General features: G+C 67.3%; 22 protein-coding genes. 14 read left to right on the forward strand and 8 right to left on the reverse strand.

From position 1 onward, the window contains the following. The first annotated feature begins 212 nt into the window (after positions 1-212). A complete protein-coding gene (locus tag AB4059_RS04995) occupies positions 213-1,490 on the forward strand; it encodes an FG-GAP-like repeat-containing protein (protein ID WP_498977153.1) in 1,278 nt (425 codons plus the stop codon). A 21-nt stretch (positions 1,491-1,511) separates the two neighbouring features. Here the strand turns inward: AB4059_RS04995 and AB4059_RS05000 are convergent, their stop codons facing one another. Together AB4059_RS05000 and AB4059_RS05005 are read right to left on the reverse strand one after the other, a co-directional pair. Continuing rightward, positions 1,512-2,387, reverse strand: coding sequence for an acid phosphatase (locus tag AB4059_RS05000; protein WP_498977155.1), 876 nt, complete (start codon positions 2,385-2,387; stop codon positions 1,512-1,514). Between the two features lie 89 nt (positions 2,388-2,476). Beyond that, entirely contained in the window at positions 2,477-2,833 is a 357-nt protein-coding gene (locus tag AB4059_RS05005; protein WP_498977157.1) for a YkgJ family cysteine cluster protein, read from the reverse strand. Positions 2,834-2,961: 128 nt separating this feature from the next. Between AB4059_RS05005 and AB4059_RS05010 the strand changes: the two genes are divergently transcribed. After that, positions 2,962-3,714, forward strand: a complete 753-nt coding sequence (locus AB4059_RS05010) for a GAF domain-containing protein (protein ID WP_498977159.1) — start codon at positions 2,962-2,964, stop codon at positions 3,712-3,714. 1 nt (position 3,715) lies between these two features. Here the strand turns inward: AB4059_RS05010 and AB4059_RS05015 are convergent, their stop codons facing one another. Further along, on the reverse strand, positions 3,716-4,573 hold the full coding sequence (locus AB4059_RS05015) for a DUF3108 domain-containing protein (RefSeq protein ID WP_498977161.1): 858 nt from the start codon (positions 4,571-4,573) through the stop codon (positions 3,716-3,718). Positions 4,574-4,653: 80 nt separating this feature from the next. On the opposite strand from AB4059_RS05015, the gene AB4059_RS05020 reads away from it, so the two are divergent. Both AB4059_RS05020 and AB4059_RS05025 read left to right on the forward strand, forming a co-directional pair. Further along, positions 4,654-5,508, forward strand: coding sequence for a DUF3667 domain-containing protein (locus tag AB4059_RS05020; RefSeq protein ID WP_498977163.1), 855 nt, complete (start codon positions 4,654-4,656; stop codon positions 5,506-5,508). A gap of 82 nt (positions 5,509-5,590) precedes the next feature. Beyond that, positions 5,591-5,962, forward strand: a complete 372-nt coding sequence (locus AB4059_RS05025) for a SpoIIAA family protein (protein WP_498977165.1) — start codon at positions 5,591-5,593, stop codon at positions 5,960-5,962. A gap of 18 nt (positions 5,963-5,980) precedes the next feature. Here the strand turns inward: AB4059_RS05025 and AB4059_RS05030 are convergent, their stop codons facing one another. Then, complete coding sequence (locus AB4059_RS05030) at positions 5,981-7,552, reverse strand: alpha/beta hydrolase (RefSeq protein ID WP_498977167.1); 1,572 nt, start codon at positions 7,550-7,552, stop codon at positions 5,981-5,983. A gap of 88 nt (positions 7,553-7,640) precedes the next feature. On the opposite strand from AB4059_RS05030, the gene AB4059_RS05035 reads away from it, so the two are divergent. From AB4059_RS05035 to AB4059_RS05045, 3 genes are read left to right on the forward strand one after another with little or no spacing between them, the layout of a single operon-like run. Next, positions 7,641-8,021, forward strand: coding sequence for a VOC family protein (locus AB4059_RS05035; RefSeq protein WP_498977169.1), 381 nt, complete (start codon positions 7,641-7,643; stop codon positions 8,019-8,021). Positions 8,022-8,068: 47 nt separating this feature from the next. Next, the gene (locus tag AB4059_RS05040; RefSeq protein WP_498977171.1) at positions 8,069-8,569 is read left to right on the forward strand and encodes an RNA polymerase sigma factor; all 501 of its coding nucleotides are present in this window, start codon (positions 8,069-8,071) and stop codon (positions 8,567-8,569) included. Positions 8,570-8,580: 11 nt separating this feature from the next. Beyond that, on the forward strand, positions 8,581-9,210 hold the full coding sequence (locus tag AB4059_RS05045; RefSeq protein ID WP_498977173.1) for a hypothetical protein: 630 nt from the start codon (positions 8,581-8,583) through the stop codon (positions 9,208-9,210). On the opposite strand, the gene AB4059_RS05050 is transcribed toward AB4059_RS05045, so the two are convergent. From AB4059_RS05050 to AB4059_RS05065, 4 genes are all read right to left on the reverse strand, one after another. After that, positions 9,211-9,633, reverse strand: coding sequence for a DUF6691 family protein (locus AB4059_RS05050; RefSeq protein WP_498977175.1), 423 nt, complete (start codon positions 9,631-9,633; stop codon positions 9,211-9,213). After that, positions 9,630-10,052, reverse strand: coding sequence for a YeeE/YedE family protein (locus tag AB4059_RS05055; protein ID WP_498977177.1), 423 nt, complete (start codon positions 10,050-10,052; stop codon positions 9,630-9,632). Before AB4059_RS05055 ends, AB4059_RS05050 begins: the two co-directional genes overlap by 4 nt. A gap of 6 nt (positions 10,053-10,058) precedes the next feature. After that, on the reverse strand, positions 10,059-10,658 hold the full coding sequence (locus AB4059_RS05060; protein ID WP_498977179.1) for a hypothetical protein: 600 nt from the start codon (positions 10,656-10,658) through the stop codon (positions 10,059-10,061). A gap of 80 nt (positions 10,659-10,738) precedes the next feature. Then, the gene (locus tag AB4059_RS05065) at positions 10,739-10,978 is read right to left on the reverse strand and encodes a hypothetical protein (RefSeq protein ID WP_498960434.1); all 240 of its coding nucleotides are present in this window, start codon (positions 10,976-10,978) and stop codon (positions 10,739-10,741) included. Between the two features lie 266 nt (positions 10,979-11,244). On the opposite strand from AB4059_RS05065, the gene AB4059_RS05070 reads away from it, so the two are divergent. The 7 genes from AB4059_RS05070 (at position 11,245) to AB4059_RS05100 (ending at position 19,880) form a co-directional block, all read left to right on the forward strand. After that, on the forward strand, positions 11,245-11,724 hold the full coding sequence (locus AB4059_RS05070) for an LEA/WHy family protein (RefSeq protein WP_498977842.1): 480 nt from the start codon (positions 11,245-11,247) through the stop codon (positions 11,722-11,724). Between the two features lie 11 nt (positions 11,725-11,735). Further along, positions 11,736-13,529 (forward strand): acyl-CoA dehydrogenase C-terminal domain-containing protein, encoded by a 1,794-nt coding sequence (locus tag AB4059_RS05075; protein ID WP_498977181.1) that lies wholly within the window; start codon positions 11,736-11,738, stop codon positions 13,527-13,529. Positions 13,530-13,604: 75 nt separating this feature from the next. After that, positions 13,605-14,270 (forward strand): HNH endonuclease, encoded by a 666-nt coding sequence (locus tag AB4059_RS05080; RefSeq protein WP_498977183.1) that lies wholly within the window; start codon positions 13,605-13,607, stop codon positions 14,268-14,270. Positions 14,271-14,316: 46 nt separating this feature from the next. Beyond that, positions 14,317-15,432, forward strand: a complete 1,116-nt coding sequence (locus AB4059_RS05085) for a hypothetical protein (protein WP_498977186.1) — start codon at positions 14,317-14,319, stop codon at positions 15,430-15,432. A 385-nt stretch (positions 15,433-15,817) separates the two neighbouring features. Next, positions 15,818-17,722, forward strand: a complete 1,905-nt coding sequence (gene dxs / locus AB4059_RS05090; RefSeq protein WP_498977188.1) for a 1-deoxy-D-xylulose-5-phosphate synthase — start codon at positions 15,818-15,820, stop codon at positions 17,720-17,722. Positions 17,723-17,851: 129 nt separating this feature from the next. Next, complete coding sequence (locus AB4059_RS05095) at positions 17,852-18,208, forward strand: Hpt domain-containing protein (protein WP_498977190.1); 357 nt, start codon at positions 17,852-17,854, stop codon at positions 18,206-18,208. Continuing rightward, positions 18,189-19,880: an ATP-binding protein gene (locus AB4059_RS05100; RefSeq protein ID WP_498977192.1), complete on the forward strand. Its 1,692-nt coding sequence runs from the start codon at positions 18,189-18,191 to the stop codon at positions 19,878-19,880. The genes AB4059_RS05095 and AB4059_RS05100 overlap by 20 nt, the downstream gene beginning before the upstream one ends. Positions 19,881-19,968 lie beyond the last annotated feature (88 nt).

The following is a 19,968-nucleotide window of genomic DNA, read 5'->3' on the forward strand; positions in this document are numbered from 1 at the left end:
CCGTAAGAAAGAAGCGAAGAAAAAGCCGGAAAAGACCAAGAAGGAAAAGCGCGACGCCAAGAACGAGAAGAAGGCCACGCGCGGTTTCGCTCCGACCTGAGCCTTTTGCGCAGGCACGACCTTCGCATTGAACCAATCCCGTTCTTCCCGGCAATACGGAGAACGGGAGAACGGCCGGGTCCGGCCGCTCCCCACCGCCAACGGGGTGCGCCATGCGAGCCAAGTCCAACGCAGTTGCCGATGCCTTACTGCTGAGCATCACCTGCCCCGCTGCGGTCCTGGGCTTGTCCCTGGCCGCGCCGGCGTTCGCCACCGACCATGTCGTGACGGCGAGCGGCATGACCTTTACGCCGAGCACGCTCACCATCGCCGCCGGCGACACGGTGACCTTCCGCAACGCCGGCGGCTTCCACAACGCCATGTCCGATCCGGGATCGGTGACGATGTTCCGCTGCGCCAACGGCTGCGACGGCGCCGGCGGAGACGGCGGCATCAGCCCCGGGGCATGGTCGTCGACGGTGACCTTCCCTACGGCCGGCACCATCAATTTCTTCTGCCAGGAACACGGCAGCGCGGGCGGCGTGGGCATGTCGGGCCGGATCACGGTCACCGCGCCCGTCACCCCCGTCGCGCATCGCAGCGACTTCAACGGCGATGGCGGTTCGGACATCCTGTGGCGCAACGGCGTTTCGGGCGGCAACGTGATCTGGCGCTCGGCCAATTCGGCCACCCAGCAAGCGACCAACGCGGTCGCCTTGTCGTGGCAGGCGGTCGGCGTCGGCGATTACAACGGCGATGCCCACTCCGACATCCTGTGGCGCAACACCAACGGCACCAACGTGATCTGGCGCTCGGGCAGCGCGGCCACGCCGCAGGCGGTTTCGGCGCTGATCAGCCCGGCCTGGCATGTCGTCGGCTCGGGCGATTACAACGGCGATGGCCGCGCCGACATCCTCTGGCGCAACACCACCAGCGGCGCGAACGTCATCTGGCATTCGGCGAGCGCGGCGACGGCGGTGTCGGTGAAGGCCGTCGCGACGTCGTGGACCGCAGTGGGTTCCGGCGATTACAACGGCGACCACAAGGCCGACATCCTGTGGCGCAACGACAACGGCGCCAACGTCATCTGGCTCGCTGCGAATCCGGCGACGCCCATGGCGGTGAAGAGCGTGGCGCCTTCGTGGCACGTCGCCGGTTCGGGCGATTACAACGGCGACCACAAGGCCGACATCCTGTGGCGCAACGACAACGGCGCGAACGTCGTCTGGCTCGCCGCGAATCCGGCGACGCCCATGGCGGTGAAGAGCGTGGCGCCCGCGTGGCGTGCCGTGGGTTCGGGCGATTACAACAACGATGGCAAGGCCGACATCCTGTGGCGCAACACCACCAGCGGCGCGAACGTCATCTGGCGTTCGGGCAACGCCGCCACCGCACAGGCGGTGACCAGCGTTCCGAGCCAGTCGTGGACGGCGGTGGGTTCCACGGAGTGATCCGCACGCAGCCCTGATCGTTCAGAGCGTTCCCGGAATCGGCGCCACCAGCGCCGATTCCGCTTCGCACGTCGCAGCATCGATCGGTGCGGCACGCGCGACTTCGTCCCTCGCGGCATCCACGTCGGCGGCGAAGGTCGCATCGGCCTGCAAGCGCGCGAACGTGGCAGCCGCGACCGTACGCCCGGCAAGAATGTCGCTCTGCCAGTGCGCGTTGCACACCAGGCGGCTCTCGCCGAACGCGCGCGCACGCGCCAGCAAGGCATCGGTGCGATCGGGCGCGATTTCCACGAGGATCAGGCCCCACGTCCATCCGATCGCGGTGTGCCCCGAGGGATAGGACCCGTCCTGGCGCAACGCGGCTTCGTCGGCGGGGGCGCACGTGGACTCGTTGTAATGCACGAACGGGCGTTCGTGTTTGTAGTGGTCCTTCGCGCGATAGGTCGCCAGGCCGGCATCGACCAGCGTGCGTTGCAGGAGCATGTAGAGGCGCGGTGTGTTTTCAGGCGTGATCGACTTCCCCAATGCACAGTCGAAAGCGGTCGGCGCATGCGGGAAATGCAAGTCGGCATCGGACGTCGCCATCGTTCCGCGCGGGCCGTTGCGCAAGGCCTGCGCTGCGGCGTGGATGGCCTGGTCCTGCGCGAATGCCGGCGAATCGGCTGTCGGCGGCGGCGGAACGAGGGCCAGGCTGTCGGGGAGCGCGCGTCCCAGGTATCCGGCAGGCACGCCGGGTTTCAATTCCGGCACCTTCGCGACGGCCGGCGCCGGCGGCGTACTTTCGACCGCGCTTCCCGCGCACGCGGCCAACAGGCCCGCAAGCGCGATCGCCAGCACCGTCCGCGTCGAGATCATCGTGGCGTCCATGCGATGCAGTGCATGGCCTCGCTCCTTCATTGCCTGACCGCCATCATCGAGGCAGGTCACGCAACGCGCGTCGGAGCTTCCACGTACCCGTGCCTAAGTAAAACTACGGATCGCCGGCCTCAATACGAGACCAGCTCGATCCCCAGGGCGCGTCGCTCCGAGTACTCCTCGCGCACGCTGCGGCAGTACGGCCCACCCATCACGAAGCGGCGGCAGACTTCGGGGCGCGACTCGTAGATCGAACAACACATGCGCGCCGAATCCAGCGCCACGCACCAGCCTTCCTCATCGTGCGCCATGACCGTGAGGCCGTTGCGCGTATCGAGCAGGTGGGAGGGAACGCGATCTTCGGGCATGACCACGACGGTCAGCCGGCAGCACACCGCGTCGCATCGGCTGCAATGGGGTTGCGCGCAGGCGCCATCGACGGAACCCTCGCTGGACGAGGGCACCGCATCGGGGTTGGGGGTCTCCATGAAACGACAGGGTACGCTGCCGCGGGGATAGCGCGCTGAACCATCGGGTTCACGCACGTGTTCACGCACATGAATCACGCCATTCAGCCACGTGATTTCCGCCATCACCGCGACTGTAGACTGGCTGCGTGACCAACCTTTCCAATCCGAACGCGATCGACGACGACGTCGCGAAAATCGCACGCTGCACGTCCGTCCCGACGATCCTCGATGCCGTCATCGAGTTGACCGGGCTGCGCTTCGCCGCCGTCGCGCGCGTGACCGAAACCCGATGGACCGCGTGCGCCGTGCGCGACGACCTCGGCTTCGGCCTCGCGCCGGGCAGCCAGCTGGTCGTCGAGACGACGATCTGCAACGAAATCCGGCAGCACCACCAACCGGTGATCTTCGGCCACGCCAGTGCGCATCCGGCGTACAGCACGCACCACACGCCCTTGCACTACGGCCTGGAAAGTTACGTTTCGGTGCCGATCTTCCGTCGCGACGGCGATTTCTTCGGCACCCTGTGCGCGATCGACAGCGCCCCCAGCGATGTCGACGTCGATCCGGTGAAGCTCAAGTCGATCACCCTGTTCGCCCAATTGATCGGACACCAACTCGATATCGCCGACGAGTTGAGCGCCAGCCTCTCGCAATTGCAGACGATCCGGAGCGACAACGCCTCGCGCGAAGAACTGGTCACCGCGACCGAGCGCGAGATCCGCGACCTGCTGCAACCGGTCGTCACCGGCTTGTACCTGCTGCGCTCCAGCGACGCGCTCGCCGAACCCGATCGCGCCGTGCTCGCGGACATGGAGGCCAGCTGCGCACGCATCGGCGTGATGCTGGGCGAACGGCTCAACCTGGCCTACAACCCATTCAAGCTCGCCGACGAGACTTGAATCACGGCGCCGGCGCGGCCGCCGGCAGCGGGTACTCCACCACCGCGGGCACGCTCAGCAACACCTTCGAGCGATACATGCCGTTGAAGACGTCCTCTTCCTTCAACACCACGCGGCGCGCCTTGTCGATCCAGAAGCGCTGGTAGTTTCCTTTCCCGGGCTGGCCGCTTTCGGTTTCGACGAGCCAGCAATCCAGTTGCGATCCATCGCCCGCGGGCAACTTGCGTTCGCCGACGACGGTGTAATCGACGTCCATCGGCGCATCCATGCCCACGTCGAACAAATGCACGCGCAAGGTGCCGCCCTTTTCCCAGGGCAACAAGGGCAGCAGGCTCAGGTCCGAATGCCAGTTCATCCACCAACCGTTCTTCATCGATGGGAAGCCGGCCTCCATCTTCTGGCGCGCGGCATCGGGAAGCGTGCCTTCGATGGTGCCGGTGCCCTTCTTCGGATCGACGGTGGTCGTGTATTGCGCGGTGGGGCGTTTCCACATCGTGGTTTGCGCCAGCGTCTTCAGATCTCGCGTTGCATGCACGGTGCGCGCGGTGTGCACCACGCCGGTCTCGTCTTCCCAGTGTTGCGTGATGACCCAGGCATCGGCGCCGTCGACGCGTTCGCGTGCGACCTGCGTGGTGGCGAGCATCGTGCGCTTGAAGCCGGTGTCGGGCGCGCCGTGGAAGTACACGAGGTAGGTTTGCGTCGTCGGGCGCAGGGCTTCGACGTGGAAGTCGGCCGGCGCGACCTGCACCGGATCGGCGGCGCGGGCCAAGCCGAACGGTGCGGCGAGGGCAAACGCAACGAAAAGGGACAGGCGCGCGAAGGGCATGCGGAGGACCGGATCGGGGGAGCGCGTATTCAAGGCGGTGCGCCCACGCCCGGGGGAGTGCCGTCCGGCAGGGTGACGATGCGCATGCCGCGCGGGCGTACCATTGCGGCCGCATGCAATCGCCGCCGCCCGCAACCTGGTCCTGCCCCACGTGCGGCACGATCGTGAGCACGCCGTACTGTGCGCAATGCGGTGAACGCAGGCTCGACGCGAGCGACCTCACGCTGCGTGGTTTGGTCAAACGCATCGCGCATGCACTGACGAATGTCGACAAGCGCGTGATGCGCACTTCGTGGACGCTGTTGCGCAGCCCCGGCGCGCTGACGGTCGCCTACATCACCGGCTGTCGCAAGCCCTACATCGGCCCGCTGCAGATCTTCCTGCTGGCCAACGTCGTGTTCTTCGCGGTGCAGACCATCTCGCCGATCAACGTCTTCGGTGCGTCGCTGGCCTCGCACATGCAGGTGCAGGATTGGCGCGAATGGGCGACGCAACTGGTGCACGCGCGCTTGGCGAACACGTCGATGACGCTCGCGCAATACGCACCGAAGTTCGACGCCATCGCCGAAGCCAACGCCAAGTCGCTGATCATCGTGATGGCCGGTGCGTTCGCGTTCGTCGCCTGGTTGCTGTTCCATCGGCGGGATCGGCCGTTCCTGCTGCATGCGGCCTTCGCGCTGCATACCTGGGCCTTCCTGCTGGTCGTGTTTTCGATCGCGCTGCTGCTGGGCGTCGCCGACCGCATGCTCGGCGGCGCCGGCCTGGCATCCGCGCGCGTCGACCACGCGCTGACCGCGCTGCACCTCACGGCATGCGCGGTCTTCGTGTTCTTCGCCATCGGGCGGGTATATGGCGCTTCGGGCCTGCGCCGGATCGTGCAGACCGCGGCGCTCACCCTCTGTGTCCTGGCCATCGTGCTGGGCTATCGCCTGCTGCTGTTCGTCGTGACGCTGTATTCGACGACTTGAGCCAGGTCGCAGTCGACAAGCGGCGCGTCCTGTTACAGTCCGCCCCGCCGACGACCAGGGGACGGCACGTGGAGAGCGATCGATGCCCAGCACGATCAAGGTGATTCCGAACACGGACATCATCGAACTGCGTTACGCCGGCGAGGTCGACCACGCTGCGCGCATGGCCGCGCTCGATGATCTCGAGGATCGCTATCGCCGCGGCGGCTTCAAGCGCCTGCTCGTCAACTACACCTCCGCGTGGCCCGCCGACGAGCCACCGGCGATGGCCGTCCGCTTCCTCGACAAGCTGACCGCGTTGTCGTTTCCGCGCGGCGCGCGCATCGCGTTCCTCAACCAGCCCGATGCGCTCATGACGGCGTCGGAACCCGTTGCGGCGGGCTTTGGCTACCGCATGCGCAAGTTCCGCGAGCGGCCCGACGCGATTGCCTGGTTGCTCGGCGATACGACCTGACGTTGGCCGTCGCGGCCTTCAGGGCCGCGCGATCTTGTACATCGCCTGCGCGATCTGCGCACGCAAGGCATTGCGGTCCTCGCCGATTGTGTACACGTCGCCGTGGGTGCGGCCTTCGATGAAGTGGAACTCCGACTTCGCCCCGAGCCCGTCGAGCGTTTCCTGCAACCGGTGCGCGGGGCCGTCGAGGAAGAAGGTATCCGCGGTGCCGACCCAAACGTGGATCTTGCCGTCGAGATCGTGCTTCAACGCGGGCCATTGCGTGCGCAGGCGTTGCGCGAGGTCGTAATGGTCGCGCCAATACGCCGCGACGAAGGGGTCGATCGCACCGGTATCGCGGTCGAACAGCGGCATCGGCCTGCCGTCGCCACCGTGCGGCGAGAAGACGGCCTCGAACGAGGCCATCTGCCCGCCGTAGTCGCCGAACACGCGCTCGGTCTTCGCCATGTCTTCGGCGTTCGAACGATCCTTGCCGCCGTCGCGCATCGCCGGCCACGCGGTGCCGTCGGGCTTGCGATAGAGGTTCGCGCCGGGCGCGTAAATGTCGGGGCCCATGAAGTCGCGGAAGTCGGTGGGATCGGGCGAGGTCGCGAACGCACCGCCGAAAGTCGTGGGATAAAAAATCTGCATCGACAGTGCGGCCCATCCGCCGGAGGAATGGCCGAAGGTGAAGCGCCCGCTTGCGCGTGCATCCATGCGGAAGCGACGCTCGAGGTCCGGGATCAACTCGCGCACCAGCGCTTCGCCCCAGGGCCCGTTGTTCACCGAATCGGTGAACTCATGCGCGCCGGTCGCGATGTCCATCCCGAGCATCACCCAGATCATTTTCGGCGCGCGGCCATCGCGCATCTCGGCGTACAGGCCGGCGAGCGTCGCCTGCGAGGTATCGACGCTGCCGTTCCAGCCGAGCGTCATGTAGACCGTCGGGTAGCGGTCTTTCCCCGCCTCGTAGCCCGGCGGCGTGAGCACCCAGCCGGGGATCTTCATGGGGCGGCCGTAGAAGCGCGAAACAACGGCGCTTTCGAAATCGATGCGCGTCGCATGCTGGCGCGCTTCCGGACCGGCCTCGCGCGTGGCCTTGGCGATGAAGGGATGCGAGAGATCCCAGGGATCGTGCGTGTCCGCGATTTTCGACAACGTCAGCGTCGGGAGCGACGCGCCGTTGCCGATCGTCGCCGGCACGACGGCACTCGACCAATCGCCGTTCTCGCGCCCGCTGTAGTTGAAGTCGTGGTCGACGTCGAGCACGGCCTGCAGGACGTAGCGGCCAGGCGCGAGTTTCGAATACGCCGCGGGGAAGGCGAGCGTGTCGAGGTCGGCCACGATCGCTTCGCGCGGCGCGATGCGCGGGACTTCCTGCGCGGCGATGGTCACCTTCTGCGGGTCGAAGCCGTCGACGTCGATGCGCTCGACCTTGCCGTCCTTGTTCTTGTCGGCTTTGGCTTCGGGCACGGCGAAGACGATCAGGCGCCCGCCGGTGGCGGCGGTGGCCGCGGGGTCGAGCTGGACGGTGATCGTGGTGCGTTCGGTCGCCAGGGCCGCGAGGGGGAGCAGAAGGCTCAGGGCGGCGAGCGTGCGAAGGGTCGACATGGGAGGCCTTGGGTCGGGCGTGTCGCGGTTGGATGCAGGGGATGCGCGTTCGGTTGAACGCCACGCGGGCCAGTGTAGGCTTCGGGCCATGCGCATGCCCTTGCCTGCCGCCGTGGTGTTCGCCGCCGATGTCGCGGGCGTGGCGGCGTTTTATCGCACGGTCTTCCGGATGCGCCACGTGGAGGGCGATGCGACCTATGTCGTGCTCGAGCGCGACGGGTTCCAGCTCACCGTCCATGGCTTGCGCGGCGCGCCCGCGGCCAGCGGGGCCACGCGTGAAGAGACGTACGTGAAGCTGTGCTTCCCCGTCGACAGCATCGACGCCGTGCGGCGCGAAGCCGCGACACTCGGCGGTGAAGTGTGGCCCGCCGAGCGCGAATGGGAGTCCGAAACCCGCGGCTTCCGCGCCTGCGACGGCCGCGACCCGGAAGGCAACGTGTTCCAGGCGCGCGAGCCGCTGGCCGGCTGACCCCGGAGCGCCGTGATAGTCCGCGCCCTCGTGCGTATCACCCCGGCATGACCGCCGCCCTGCCCCCCGATTTCCAGACCCTGCTCGCCGCCCATCGCGGCATCGTGCTGAAGGTCGCCGCCACGTATGCGCGCACGCCGGACGACCGCGCGGACCTGACGCAGGACATCGCGATGCACCTGTGGCAAGCGTGGCCCACCTACGACGCCACGCGTGCGTTCTCGACGTGGTTGTATCGCGTGGCATTGAACGTCGCGATTTCCTGGCAACGCCGCGAACGGCATCGCCGTCATGAATCGCTCGAGGAAGACGACGACGCGCAAATGGCAGGCGCGCTCGACGTCGATGTCGAAACACGCCAGCAACTCGACCTGGTGCAGCGCGCAATGTCCACGCTAGGTCATCTCGACCGCGCGCTGCTGCTGTTGCACCTGGAAGGTTGCAGCCATCGCGAAAGCGCGGAGGTCCTCGGCACGACCGAAGGCAACGTCGCCACGCGGTTGAACCGCATCAAGACCCACCTGCGGCGCGAAGTCGCCGACGCATGACGGAGACGCACATGGAACTGCACGAACTCGAATCGGCGTGGAAGACCCTGGATGCGCGCGTCGCGCGGCAAGCCATCGAACTCACGCAACTGCGATCGCAGAACCTCGCGCTGCGCACGAAGGGCACGCTCGCGCGCGCCTCGTTCGGCCAGTGGGGGCAGATCGCCATCGGCTTGCTGTTCGCCGTGTGGGGCGGCGGCTATTGGTTCGACCATCTGGGCACGCCGCACCTGGTGGCCTACGGGCTGGCAGTCCATGCGTACGGCATCGCGTTGCTGGCGACGGCGATCGTGTTGCTGGTGCGCCTGGCGAATGTCGATTACGCGCTGCCCGTCGCCGACGTGCAGCAGCGGTTGCTTCACTTGCGCCGCACCCGCATCCACTGCGAACGCGTGCTGTGGATCGCCGGCGCGGTGATGTGGGTGCCGATCATGATGATGGCGCTGCGCGCGATCGGGTTCGACGCGTGGGTGGTCAATCCGTGGTTCGTGCTCGGCAACCTCGGCGTGGGGATCGTGCTCGCTGCGGCTGCGGCGCTGGTGATGTGGCGCAAACCGGCGTGGTTCGCAAAGCGCGCGATGGAAGGGCCGCTGGCGGAAGTGGAGCGGCAACTCGCGGATCTGGAAACGCTGCGTCCGTGATCAGTGCAGCCGCGCGGCGGAAATCCTGCGCTGCAACAAGCCACCGGCGAGCATCGCCGGAATGAACACCCAGGCCGTCCACATACCCCCGCCCGCCCCCACGAGCACTGGGCCCGGGCAATAGCCCGACAGGCCCCAGCCGATTCCGAACAACACCGCGCCGACCACCAGCCTGGCATCGACGATGGTCTTGGTCGGCAGGTGGAAGTCGGCGTCGAGCAGCGGACGGTCGCGGCGCAGCACGAAGCGGAACAGCAACGCCGTCGTGCCGGTCGCGCCGAGAATCACGAACAGCAACGAGGGATCGAAATCCCCGGCGACATCTAGGAATCCGAGCACGACATTCGGATCGCTCATGCGCCCGAGGACGAGCCCGATGCCGAACACCGCGCCGGCGAGGAAGGCCGAAAGAATGCGCGTCATGTCGACGCACCGAACAGATGGCGCACGACGAACACCGTGACCATGCCGGTGGCCACGAACACGAGGACCGAGACGAACGATCGCTTCGACAACCGCCCGATGCCGCACACCCCGTGGCCGCTCGTACATCCGCCGCCGAGCGTGGTGCCGTAACCCACGAACAAACCAGCGACGATCAGGATCGGCCAGCGCGATGGCGACAAGGCGTGTTGGCCTTGCACGTGCATCGCGATACCGCCGGCGAGCATCAGGCCGAACACGAATGCCGCGCGCCATCCCCACTCGGCCGGCGCCGAGCGCTTGACCAGGTTGTCGAGGATGCCGCTGACGCCGGCGATGCGGCCGTTCGCCCAGAGCAGCCAGCTGGCGGCGAGCCCGATGAGCACGCCGCCCAGGAGCGATGACAACCACGGGTGCATCGCGCGTTACTTCTTGGCGGTCGTTTTCTCGAGCGAGAGCACGACCGATTCGGCGGCGGTGATCACGACCGTGTCGCCGACGTGCGGTTTCGCCAGCAACGCAGGATCCTGCACCTTCACCGTCATCTGGTTGCCTTCCGGCCCCTTGAGGGTGACGGTCTGGTTGGTCTTGTCGATCGCCTCGATCGTCGCCACGACGCGGAACATGCGCGCCGCGCCGGCGGCCGGTGCCTTGTCGCCCGGTGCCTTGCCTGCGCCTTCGACGGCGACGAGCGGATCGGCCTTTTCTTCTTCGGTCGGCGCGCGCAATTCGCTGGTGATGCCGATGGTGTACTTCGCGCGCACGGTATCGCCGACGGCGATTTCGTCGAAGCGTTTGACTTCCGGGTCGACCACGATGGTCTGCGACTCACCCTCTTCGGACTTGAGCGTCACTTCACGCTTGGCCTTGTCGATGGCGGTGACGGTGGCGGTCTTCTCGATGGTCTGCTCCATCGAGCGCGGGGCATCGGTGGTCTGCTGCGCCTGTGCGAAGGCCGGCAAGGCGAGCACGGCGGCCAGGCAGGTCGCGACGAGCGTGGGACGGAGCGCGGTGTGACGGTCCATGCGATCTCTCCGGGTGGGGACACGCGGAGTCTGGGGGCTTGGTCGCGGGCGGGGTATTGCCCTTTCGGGAGGCCACGCCCTCAGCGCGGGAAGCGCCCGTTGGTCAACAGGAGGATGGCCTTCTCGATGGGCATGAAAACGAACAGCGCGTGGTCCACGCCGTCCAGGATGTGCCCCCAATCGCCCGGGCCCGAGTCGGGCACTTCCACCGTGCCGCACAGACGCGACTCCGGCATCTGGGTATACATCTCCCGAGGCGGGAGACAGCAGGCAGGCAGGAACGCGACGGTTCCACCCTGCTCGTACACGGACAGCTTCATCGACTTCTTCTCCCCCCGGCGACGCCTCTCCCCGCGTCGTCGGTCCTGACTTGTTGGACACCCGAATGGCAGAGCCTGGCCCTGTGTGGAATTGAACGCGCCGGACACGACAGACCGGCTACGCAACCTCGCCGTTCGTCGGGAAAACAGGCCCATTTCGCGGTCCGACCGGAAAAAGGACGGCGCGCTCACCCGAACGTGGGGCCCGGGAACGGTTCCAGCCGGTCCGTGTATGCTCGCCCGCACTTCAAATGCGCGAGGCAGTCATGCGGTCGAAGGGGTTGAAGGTGTGGTGCGCGGTGGCCGCGATGGCCCTGCTGTCGGCCTGCGGCGGCAACGGCCTGGTCAAGCGCGTGTCCGAGCCGGCGGTCGGCATCCAGCAGCTGACGGTGCAAGCCGACGGCACCTGGTCGGTCGACGTGCGCATCGACAACTACAGCAACGTGCCGATGACCTTCGACACCGTCTCGCTCGCGATCAAGATCGGCGATGAAGCCGCCGGCACGCTGAGCGCCTCGCCGGCCCTGCCCGTCGGGCCCGAATCGGCGGACATCGCCACGATCAAGCTCACGCCCACCTCCGGCGCGCGCATCGCGATGGCCGACGCGCTGGCCTCGGGCCAGGGCATCTCCTATTCGCTCGATGGCACCGTCAACGCCTCGACCGAGGGCAAGCCGCGCACGTTCCAGCTCACGCGCCGCAACCAGCTCAACCCCGTGCCCGGCTTGCCGGGCGTGCTGCGCTGAGGGCCGGTCGCATGGGTAGCAGTTACCGCGCACCGCTCGAAGACATGCGTTTCGCCCTGTACGACGTGCTGGGCGCCGAACCCCTGTTCCAGAAACTCGGCTTCGACGACGCCACGCGCGACGTGCTCGACGCGATCCTCCAGGAAGGCGCGCGTTTCACCGAAACCGTGCTCGCCCCGCTCAACGAAATCGGCGATCGCGTCGGTTGCACCTACGACAAGGCGACCGGCGACGTCCACACGCCGCCGGGGTTCCGCGATGCCTACGCGAAATTCGTCGAAGGCGGTTGGAGCGGCCTGGTTTCGCCGGTGGAATTCGGCGGCCAGGGCATGCCGCATCTGGCCGGCCTGCCGCTGAAGGAAATGATCGACGCGGCGAACCTGGCGTGGGGCAACTTCCCGCTGCTGTCGCACGGCGCCACCGAAGCGCTGATGCACCACGGCGAAGCCTGGCAGCAGGAGGTGTTCCTCAAGCCCATCGTCGAAGGCCGCTGGACCGGCACGATGTGCCTGACCGAAGCGCATTGCGGCACGGACCTGGGCCTGCTGAAGACGCGCGCGCAACCGCTCGACGACGGCAGCTACGCCATCACCGGCACCAAGATCTTCATCACCGCCGGCGAGCACGACTTCACCGAAAACATCGTGCACCTGGTGCTCGCGCGCCTTCCCGATGCACCCGCGGGCGTAAAGGGCATCTCGCTGTTCATCGTGCCGAAGATGCGCGTGGCCCGCGACGGCACGATGGGCGAACGCAACGCGGTGCGTTGCGGCGCGCTCGAGCACAAGATGGGCATCCATGGTTCGGCCACCTGCGTCATCAACTTCGATGGCGCGCAGGGTTATCTGATCGGCGCGCCGCACAAAGGCCTGCTGGCGATGTTTACGATGATGAACACCGCGCGCCTGGCCGTCGGCCTGCAGGGTCTGGGTGTTTCGGATCGCGCGTATCAAAACGCCTTGCGCTATGCGCGCGAACGCTTGCAGATGCGTTCGCTGTCGGGCGCGAAGTTCCCCGACAAACCCGCCGACCCGATCATCGTGCACCCCGACGTGCGCCGCATGTTGCTCACGTGCAAGGCGCTCATCGAAGGCGGCCGCGTGCTCGGCTATCACGCCGCGTCGCTGGTCGACGTGACCAACCACGGGAAGGACGAAGGCGAGCGCAGGCAGTCCGATGCGCTGCTCGGTTTCCTCACGCCGATCGTCAAGGCGTGCCTCACCGAGTGGGGCGTGGAATGCACCTACCACGCGCTGCAATGTTTCGGCGGGCACGGCTACATCGCCGAACACGGCATGGAACAACTCGCGCGCGACGCACGCATCACCACGCTGTACGAAGGCACCACCGGCATCCAGGCGCTCGACCTGATGGGCCGCAAGGTGATGCAGCAGCAAGCCGCCGGTTTGCAGGTCTTCCTCGGCATGATCGAAAGCTTCTGCGACACGCACGCCGGCGATGCTTCTCTGGCCGAGTTCATCGAGCCGCTGCGCGCGAAGGCCGCCGAATGGCAGGCGCTCACGATGCAGGTCGGCCAGCGCGCGGTCGGCGATGCCGATGAGGTCGGCGCGGCGGCGTACGACTACCTCTTCTACTCGGGGTATGTCGCGCTCGCTTACTGGTGGGCGCGCAGCGTCGCCGCGGCCGATGCGTCGTCGCAATCGGCCGCATTCAAGGCGAGCAAGCGCGAAACCGCACGCTTCTATTTCGCCCGCCTGTTGCCGCGCACCAGCGCGCACGCGCTCGCGATCGCCAGCGGCGTGGCACCGCTGATGGCCATGCCCGCGGCGCGATTCGGAGACTGAGTGCGCAATTGAGGCCCGTAAATGGTTGAGTTGGGTATTCTTCTGGTCATTGAAGGGGTATAAGCTCGACTCCAGATGGAGACCGATAGAGCGCCACTTCGCCTCGTCCTTCCGCCTGTTGCGGAACTTGCCGCCGTCGATGACCGCAAGGTCGTCGACATGCAGCAGGCCCGCATCCATGCGGTGCGGCTGCTCTCGCTCGACGCCCATGGTCGCGTGCTCGACTGGATGAGCTGGCAGGATGCGGCGTGTCTCTATGCACGCGGCGCCGTCGCCTGGACCCTCGGCGATCCCTGCATCACCGTCCACGGCGGCATCTGTCGCGCGACCGGCGTGCAGAGCGTGCTCGACCTGCATCCCATCGTCGCCGCCAAGGGCCATGCGCGTCCGCAGGCGCTCGACCCCACGCCCGCGCTGACCAACGCCGCACTGTTCGCGCGCGACCAGCACCTGTGCCTGTACTGCGGCCACGAGTTCCCGCGCCCGCATCTCACGCGCGACCACGTCATGCCCTTGTCGAAGGGCGGGCGCGATACGTGGGAGAACGTGGTCTCGGCCTGTTTCCACTGCAACTCGCGCAAGGGCGGCCGCACCCCGCAGCAAGCAGGCATGCCCCTGCTGGCCGTTCCGTTCCGTCCGAGCTGGATCGAACACCTGATCCTCTCCAATCGCCACATCCTGGCCGACCAGATGGCGTTCCTGAAATCGCACCTGCCCAAGCGAGCGCGTTCAATCGCGTGAACCGCCGCTGTACACTCCGGACTTTCCTGTCCCGGATTCGCGAAAGATGGCTTTGACGCTCGGCACCACCGGCATGGATTCCGCCACGGAGGCGGAGCTGCGCGCCGCCTTCCTGCAGGCCAACGCAACCCAGGGCGGCCGCTGGAAGCTCGTTCCGGAAGCCGAGGCCGACTACGTCGTCGTCGACATGGACAGCATGTACGGCCCCATGAGCTGGCTGCGCCTGCATGCCGCCGGCAAGCAAGTCGTCGGCCTGACCTCGGCGCCGCGCACGCAGACCGACTGGCGCCTGGAGCGCCCGATCAACGCGCAGACCGTGGCCACGATGCTCGACCAGATCGCCGGCGGCGCCGGCGCGAGCGCGCCTGCCGAACCCGTCGTGCAGGCCGTGCCCTCCGGCATGAGCCCCTCGCCGGTGCCGAACGACCAGCTACCCGAAGAAATGCCACTCAAGCCGCGCGAAGACCTGCGCGCGCCCTCGCCCGCGCCGAAGCTGCCCGACTCCGTGCAGGCCGGCTCGCTCAAGCCCACCACGATCGAACCCACGCCCGCACCGGTGCCCGCACCCGCGCCGCCGCAGGTCGCTGCCGTCGCCCCGCCGCGCGAACGCCGGCTCGGCGACTGGTTCGCCCCCGGCGAACTCCAGGGCAAGCTGCGCTACCAGTTGGGCAACGGTCCGGCGGTGCTGATCGACGCCGACGCGCGCCAGTACCACGGTCCCGCCGCGCTCAAGCCGCTGGCCGGTTACTTCGAAGGTCCGGTCAAGCGCGATCATTTCGGTTCGGTCGACGATGCGACCTTCGCCCGTGAAGCCACCGCGCTCGGCGCCGCGCAACCGCTCGCGCGCCTGCAGTGGTACGGCGGGCTGCTCGCCGGCCAGGGCCAGCTGCTGCCCGGCTTCGACCCCGCGGCGCAGTACCGCCTCACCAAGTGGCCGCAGACCGAGCGCGAGTTCCCGAAGCACTTCCGCATCGCGACCGCGATGATGAAAGGCCCGGCCTCTCTGGACGAGGTGGCCACCGCCAGCGGCGTGCCCTTCGAGGACGTCGTGGATTTCGTGAACGCCAACCTCGCCACCGGCTTCGCCGAAGTCGTTTCGGACGAGCCCGAACCCGTGGAACCGCAGAAGGGCGGGCTGTTCGGGCGTTTGCGGGGCAAGTAAGTCCCTGCCTGCGCCACCAGATGGGCGCATCGGCCGCCGCATTGGAGGCCGCATTGCTCCGCAAGAGCTCACGCTCCGCAATGCGGCCCCCAACACGACGACCGCCGCGCGCAGCGCGTTGCGTTGCGCGATAGCAACCTGCCGACGCGATTCGTCGCTGGTTGCGTGATCCGCGGCAACAGCCAGCACACCAGACGGGCGGACGCCTTGCCCCTCGAGGGCATCTCGCAGCCGAGCTCCAGTCGCGCGTTCTCCTCGATGCCCTCTCTGGGACATCGGCGCCTTCGCGGCGACCTGTACTCCCTCCGAAGGCGGTGGCGCCCCCTTCGCAGCCGCCCATCCCGTGCGGGCTACAATTGCCGCCTTGTTGTCGCAGCCCCCCAAAATGATCGACTCCACGCGCTACCCGCGCCTGTCCCGCATCTCCACGCCGGCCGACCTTCGCACTTTCGGCGAAGACGAGCTTCCGGCGATCGCCGACGAACTGCGCGCCTACCTGATCGAATCGGTGGGCCGTAGCGGCGGCCACTTCGGCGCCGGCCTGGGCGTCATCGAACTCACCGTCGCGCTCCACTTTCTCTACGACACGCCCGACGACCGCCTGGTCTGGGACGTCGGCCACCAGTGCTACCCGCACAAGATCCTCACCGGCCGTCGCGACGACATCCACACGGTGAAGCAGAAGGACGGCGTCGCGCCGTTCCCGAAGCGCGAAGAAAGCGAATACGACACCTTCGGCGTCGGCCATTCCTCGACCTCGATCTCCGCAGCGCTCGGCATGGCGATCGCCAACGCGCACGCGGGCAACACGCGCCGCGTGGTGGCCGTCATCGGCGACGGCGCGATGACCGCGGGCATGGCCTACGAAGCGTTGAACCACGCCGGCGGCATGGACCCCGAGCCGAACCTGCTCGTGATCCTCAACGACAACCGGATGTCGATCTCCGAAAACGTCGGCGGCCTGACCAAGATGCTCGGCCGCATGACGGGCAGCAAGACGCTCAACGCCTTGCGCGAAGGCGGCAAGAAACTGCTCGGCGACAAGAACAACCCGACCGCGAAATTCGTGCGGCGCTGGGAAGAACACTGGAAGGGCATGTTCGTGCCTTCCACCCTGTTCGAAGAAATGGGTTTCCACTACACCGGCCCGATCGACGGCCACGACGTGGATGCGCTCGTCGCAACGCTGAAGACGCTCAAGACCCTCAAGGGTCCGCAGCTGCTGCACATCATCACGACCAAGGGCAAAGGCTACGAACTCGCCGAAGGCGACCAGATCGGCTATCACGCCGTCGGTCCCTTCGATCCCGCGCAAGGCCTGGTGAGCAAGCCCGGCGCGAAGAAGCCCACATATACCGACGTCTTCGGCGACTGGCTGTGCGACATGGCCGCCGCCGATGAAACGCTGCTCGCGATCACGCCGGCGATGCGCGAAGGCTCGGGCCTGGTGCGTTTCAGCAAGGAGTATCCGGAGCGTTACTTCGACGTCGCCATCGCCGAGCAACACGCGGTGACGCTCGCCGCGGGCATGGCCTGCGAAGGCGCCAAGCCGGTGGTCGCGATCTATTCGACCTTCCTGCAACGCGGTTACGACCAGCTCGTGCACGACGTGGCGATCCAGGACCTCGACGTGTTGTTCGCGATCGACCGCGGCGGCGTGGTCGGGCCCGATGGCGCGACGCATGCCGGCAACCTCGACCTGAGCTTCCTGCGTTGCGTGCCGAACATGGTCGTCATGGCGCCGGCCGACGAAAACGAATGCCGGCAGATGCTCACCACCGGTTTCAGGCACGTCGGCCCGACGGCCGTGCGCTATCCGCGCGGCACCGGGCCCGGCGTGGCCGTGCAGGACACGCTCGACACGCTGCCGATCGGCAAGGCCGACGTGCGCCGCAAGGGTGCGCGCATCGCGCTGCTCGCGTTCGGTGCGATCGTGCCGGCGGCGCAACAGGTCGGCGAACAACTCGGCCTCACCGTCGTCAACATGCGCTTCGTGAAGCCGCTGGATCGCGCGCTGCTGCTCGAGTTGGCGAAGACGCACGAAGGCTTCGTGACACTGGAAGACAACGTCGTCGCCGGCGGTGCGGGTTCCGGCGTGGCCGAACTGCTCGCCGCCGAAGGGCTCGCGCATCCGGTGCTGCACCTGGGCCTGCCCGACGCGTTCCAGCACCACGCCAGCCGCGAGCAGTTGCTCGCCGAAGCGGGCCTGGACGTCGCGGGCATCCACGCCTCGGTGCTCGCGCGTTGGCCCACGCTCCAGTCGACCGCGGTCAAAACGGCCGCCGGCTAAGCTCGCGGCCGGGGCCCATCCACCAATCGGGCCATTGCCGGCCGTCGGGCCGTTGCACCATCGCCTTGTCCCGACCGTTGAAGCGGGCGCAGGATGGGTTTTCGCAGTTTTGAAAGGCTGCGCAAGCCCATGCAGGACCAACGCTTCTCCACCATGCGCCGGTTGTTCCCCGACCAAGGGACGCTCGTGCGCGTGCTGGGCGCGTTCGGTGCGGCCACGCGCGAGGATCTGCGCCTGCTGGGGGAGGCGCGCGAGCGCCTGGACCTGCGCGGCATCGCCGAAGTCGCGCACAAGCTGAAGTCCGCCTGCGCCCAGGTCGACGACATGTCGACCTCCGATCTGTTGGACACCCTCGAAGACGCCGCCTCGATCGGTTCCTCGCCCGCACTCGTTGCTTCGCTCGTCGACGACGCCACCGTCCGCGTCGCCGAACTGGCCGATGCCGTCGACGCCTTCGTGGCCACGCATGGAAGCAATGCTCGCTAGCGCGCTCGGCGTGATCGCGTTGATCGCCCTTGCGGCCGCGGCGTGGCTCGCGCGGCGCACGCAGGCCCTGCGCGCGGAACTGGCCGAATCCGAAGCGCGTCGCAAGCGCCTCGACGAAGTCGCCAACAGCGTGCCCGGCGCGATCATCGAATACCTCGTGCGATTCGACGGCACGACTTCGCTGATGTTCGCGAGCGCGCCGGCTTCGACACTGTCGGGCTTGCCGGTCGAACACATCATGGCCGACTACGGCAACTTCGAAAAACTGATGGACCCCGACGACGTGATGCCGGTGCGCATGCAGGTCGGCGCCGCGGCGATGTCGCTGACGCCCGTGCGCGTGGAATATCCGATCACCCACGCGGTGACCGGCGAGCGGCGTTGGCTCACCGCATTCGGCATCCCGACGGCGGTCCCCGAAGGCGTGTTGTTCCGCGGCCATGTCCTGGACATCACCGAACAGCACGCCACCGAGGTCAAGCTCGCGGAAGCGCTGCAGGAACTGGAACGCGCGCGCCGCACGGCCGAAGACGCCAATGCCGCCAAGTCGACGTTCCTGGCCAACATGAGCCATGAAATCCGCACGCCGATGAACGCGATCATCGGCATGTCGCACCTGCTGCTGAAATCCGAACTCCCCGCGCGGCAACGCGGCTTCGCCGACCGCATCCACCAGGCCGGCGGATTCCTGCTGCGCGTGATCAACGACGTGCTGGATGTTTCGAAGATCGATGCGGGGATGCTGCAGATCGAACACGTCGCGTTCGATGTTCGCGAATCGCTGCGCAACGTGGTGGCGATGGCGATGGAACGCGCGGCGGCGAAGGGCCTGGAGCTCACGCTGCACGTGGCGGACGATGTACCGCAATGGCTGCTCGGCGATGCGTTCCGCATCGAACAGATCCTCGTCAACTACGTCAGCAACGCGATCAAGTTCACCGACGCCGGCGAAGTGGCGATCGCCGCGTGCGTACTGGAAATGGACGGGCAACGCGTGCGCCTGCGCTTCCAGGTCCGCGACACCGGCGTCGGCATCCCCGATCACGTGCAGGCGCAACTGTTCAAATCCTTCCACCAGGCCGATGCCTCGACCACGCGCCGCTACGGCGGCACGGGCCTGGGCCTGTCGATCTCCCGCAAGCTCGCCGAAGCGATGCACGGCGACGTCGGCGTGCAAAGCGTTCCCGGGCGCGGCGCCACGTTCTGGCTAACGCTTCCTTTCGAGATCACGCAAGCGCCGGCGAACGCCGACGTCGCAGTTGCCGACGTCGACGTCTCGCAACTGCGCGGACGGCGCATCCTCCTGGCCGAAGACAACCTGTTCAACCAGGAAGTCGCGCGCGCGCAGTTGGAAGACCTGGGCGTCGAAGTGGATGTCGTGGACGATGGCGCACAGGCGATCGAACGCGCGCGCGCCACCGACTACGCGCTGATCCTGATGGACATGCAGATGCCCGTGCTCGATGGCCTGCAGGCCACGCGCACGCTGCGCGCCGATGCCCGCTTGCGCGAGGTGCCGATCATCGCGATGACCGCCAACGTGCTCGAACACGACCGCCAGCGCTGCCGCGACGCGGGCATGGACGACTTCATCGGCAAGCCTTTCGAACCCGATGCGCTGCGCTCGGTGCTGCTCAAGTGGCTGGCGCCGACGGAAAGCGTGGCGCGCTGATCAAACACGCGTTTCCGACAGCAAGACTCCGGCGCGCGGCCCCGTTGTTGCATCGGGGCCGCGGGCGCTCCACGCAGGGCGCGTGCCC

It is taken from the genome of Lysobacter sp. 2RAF19 (assembly GCF_052115395.1).
In the GTDB taxonomy this organism is placed as follows: domain Bacteria; phylum Pseudomonadota; class Gammaproteobacteria; order Xanthomonadales; family Xanthomonadaceae; genus Noviluteimonas.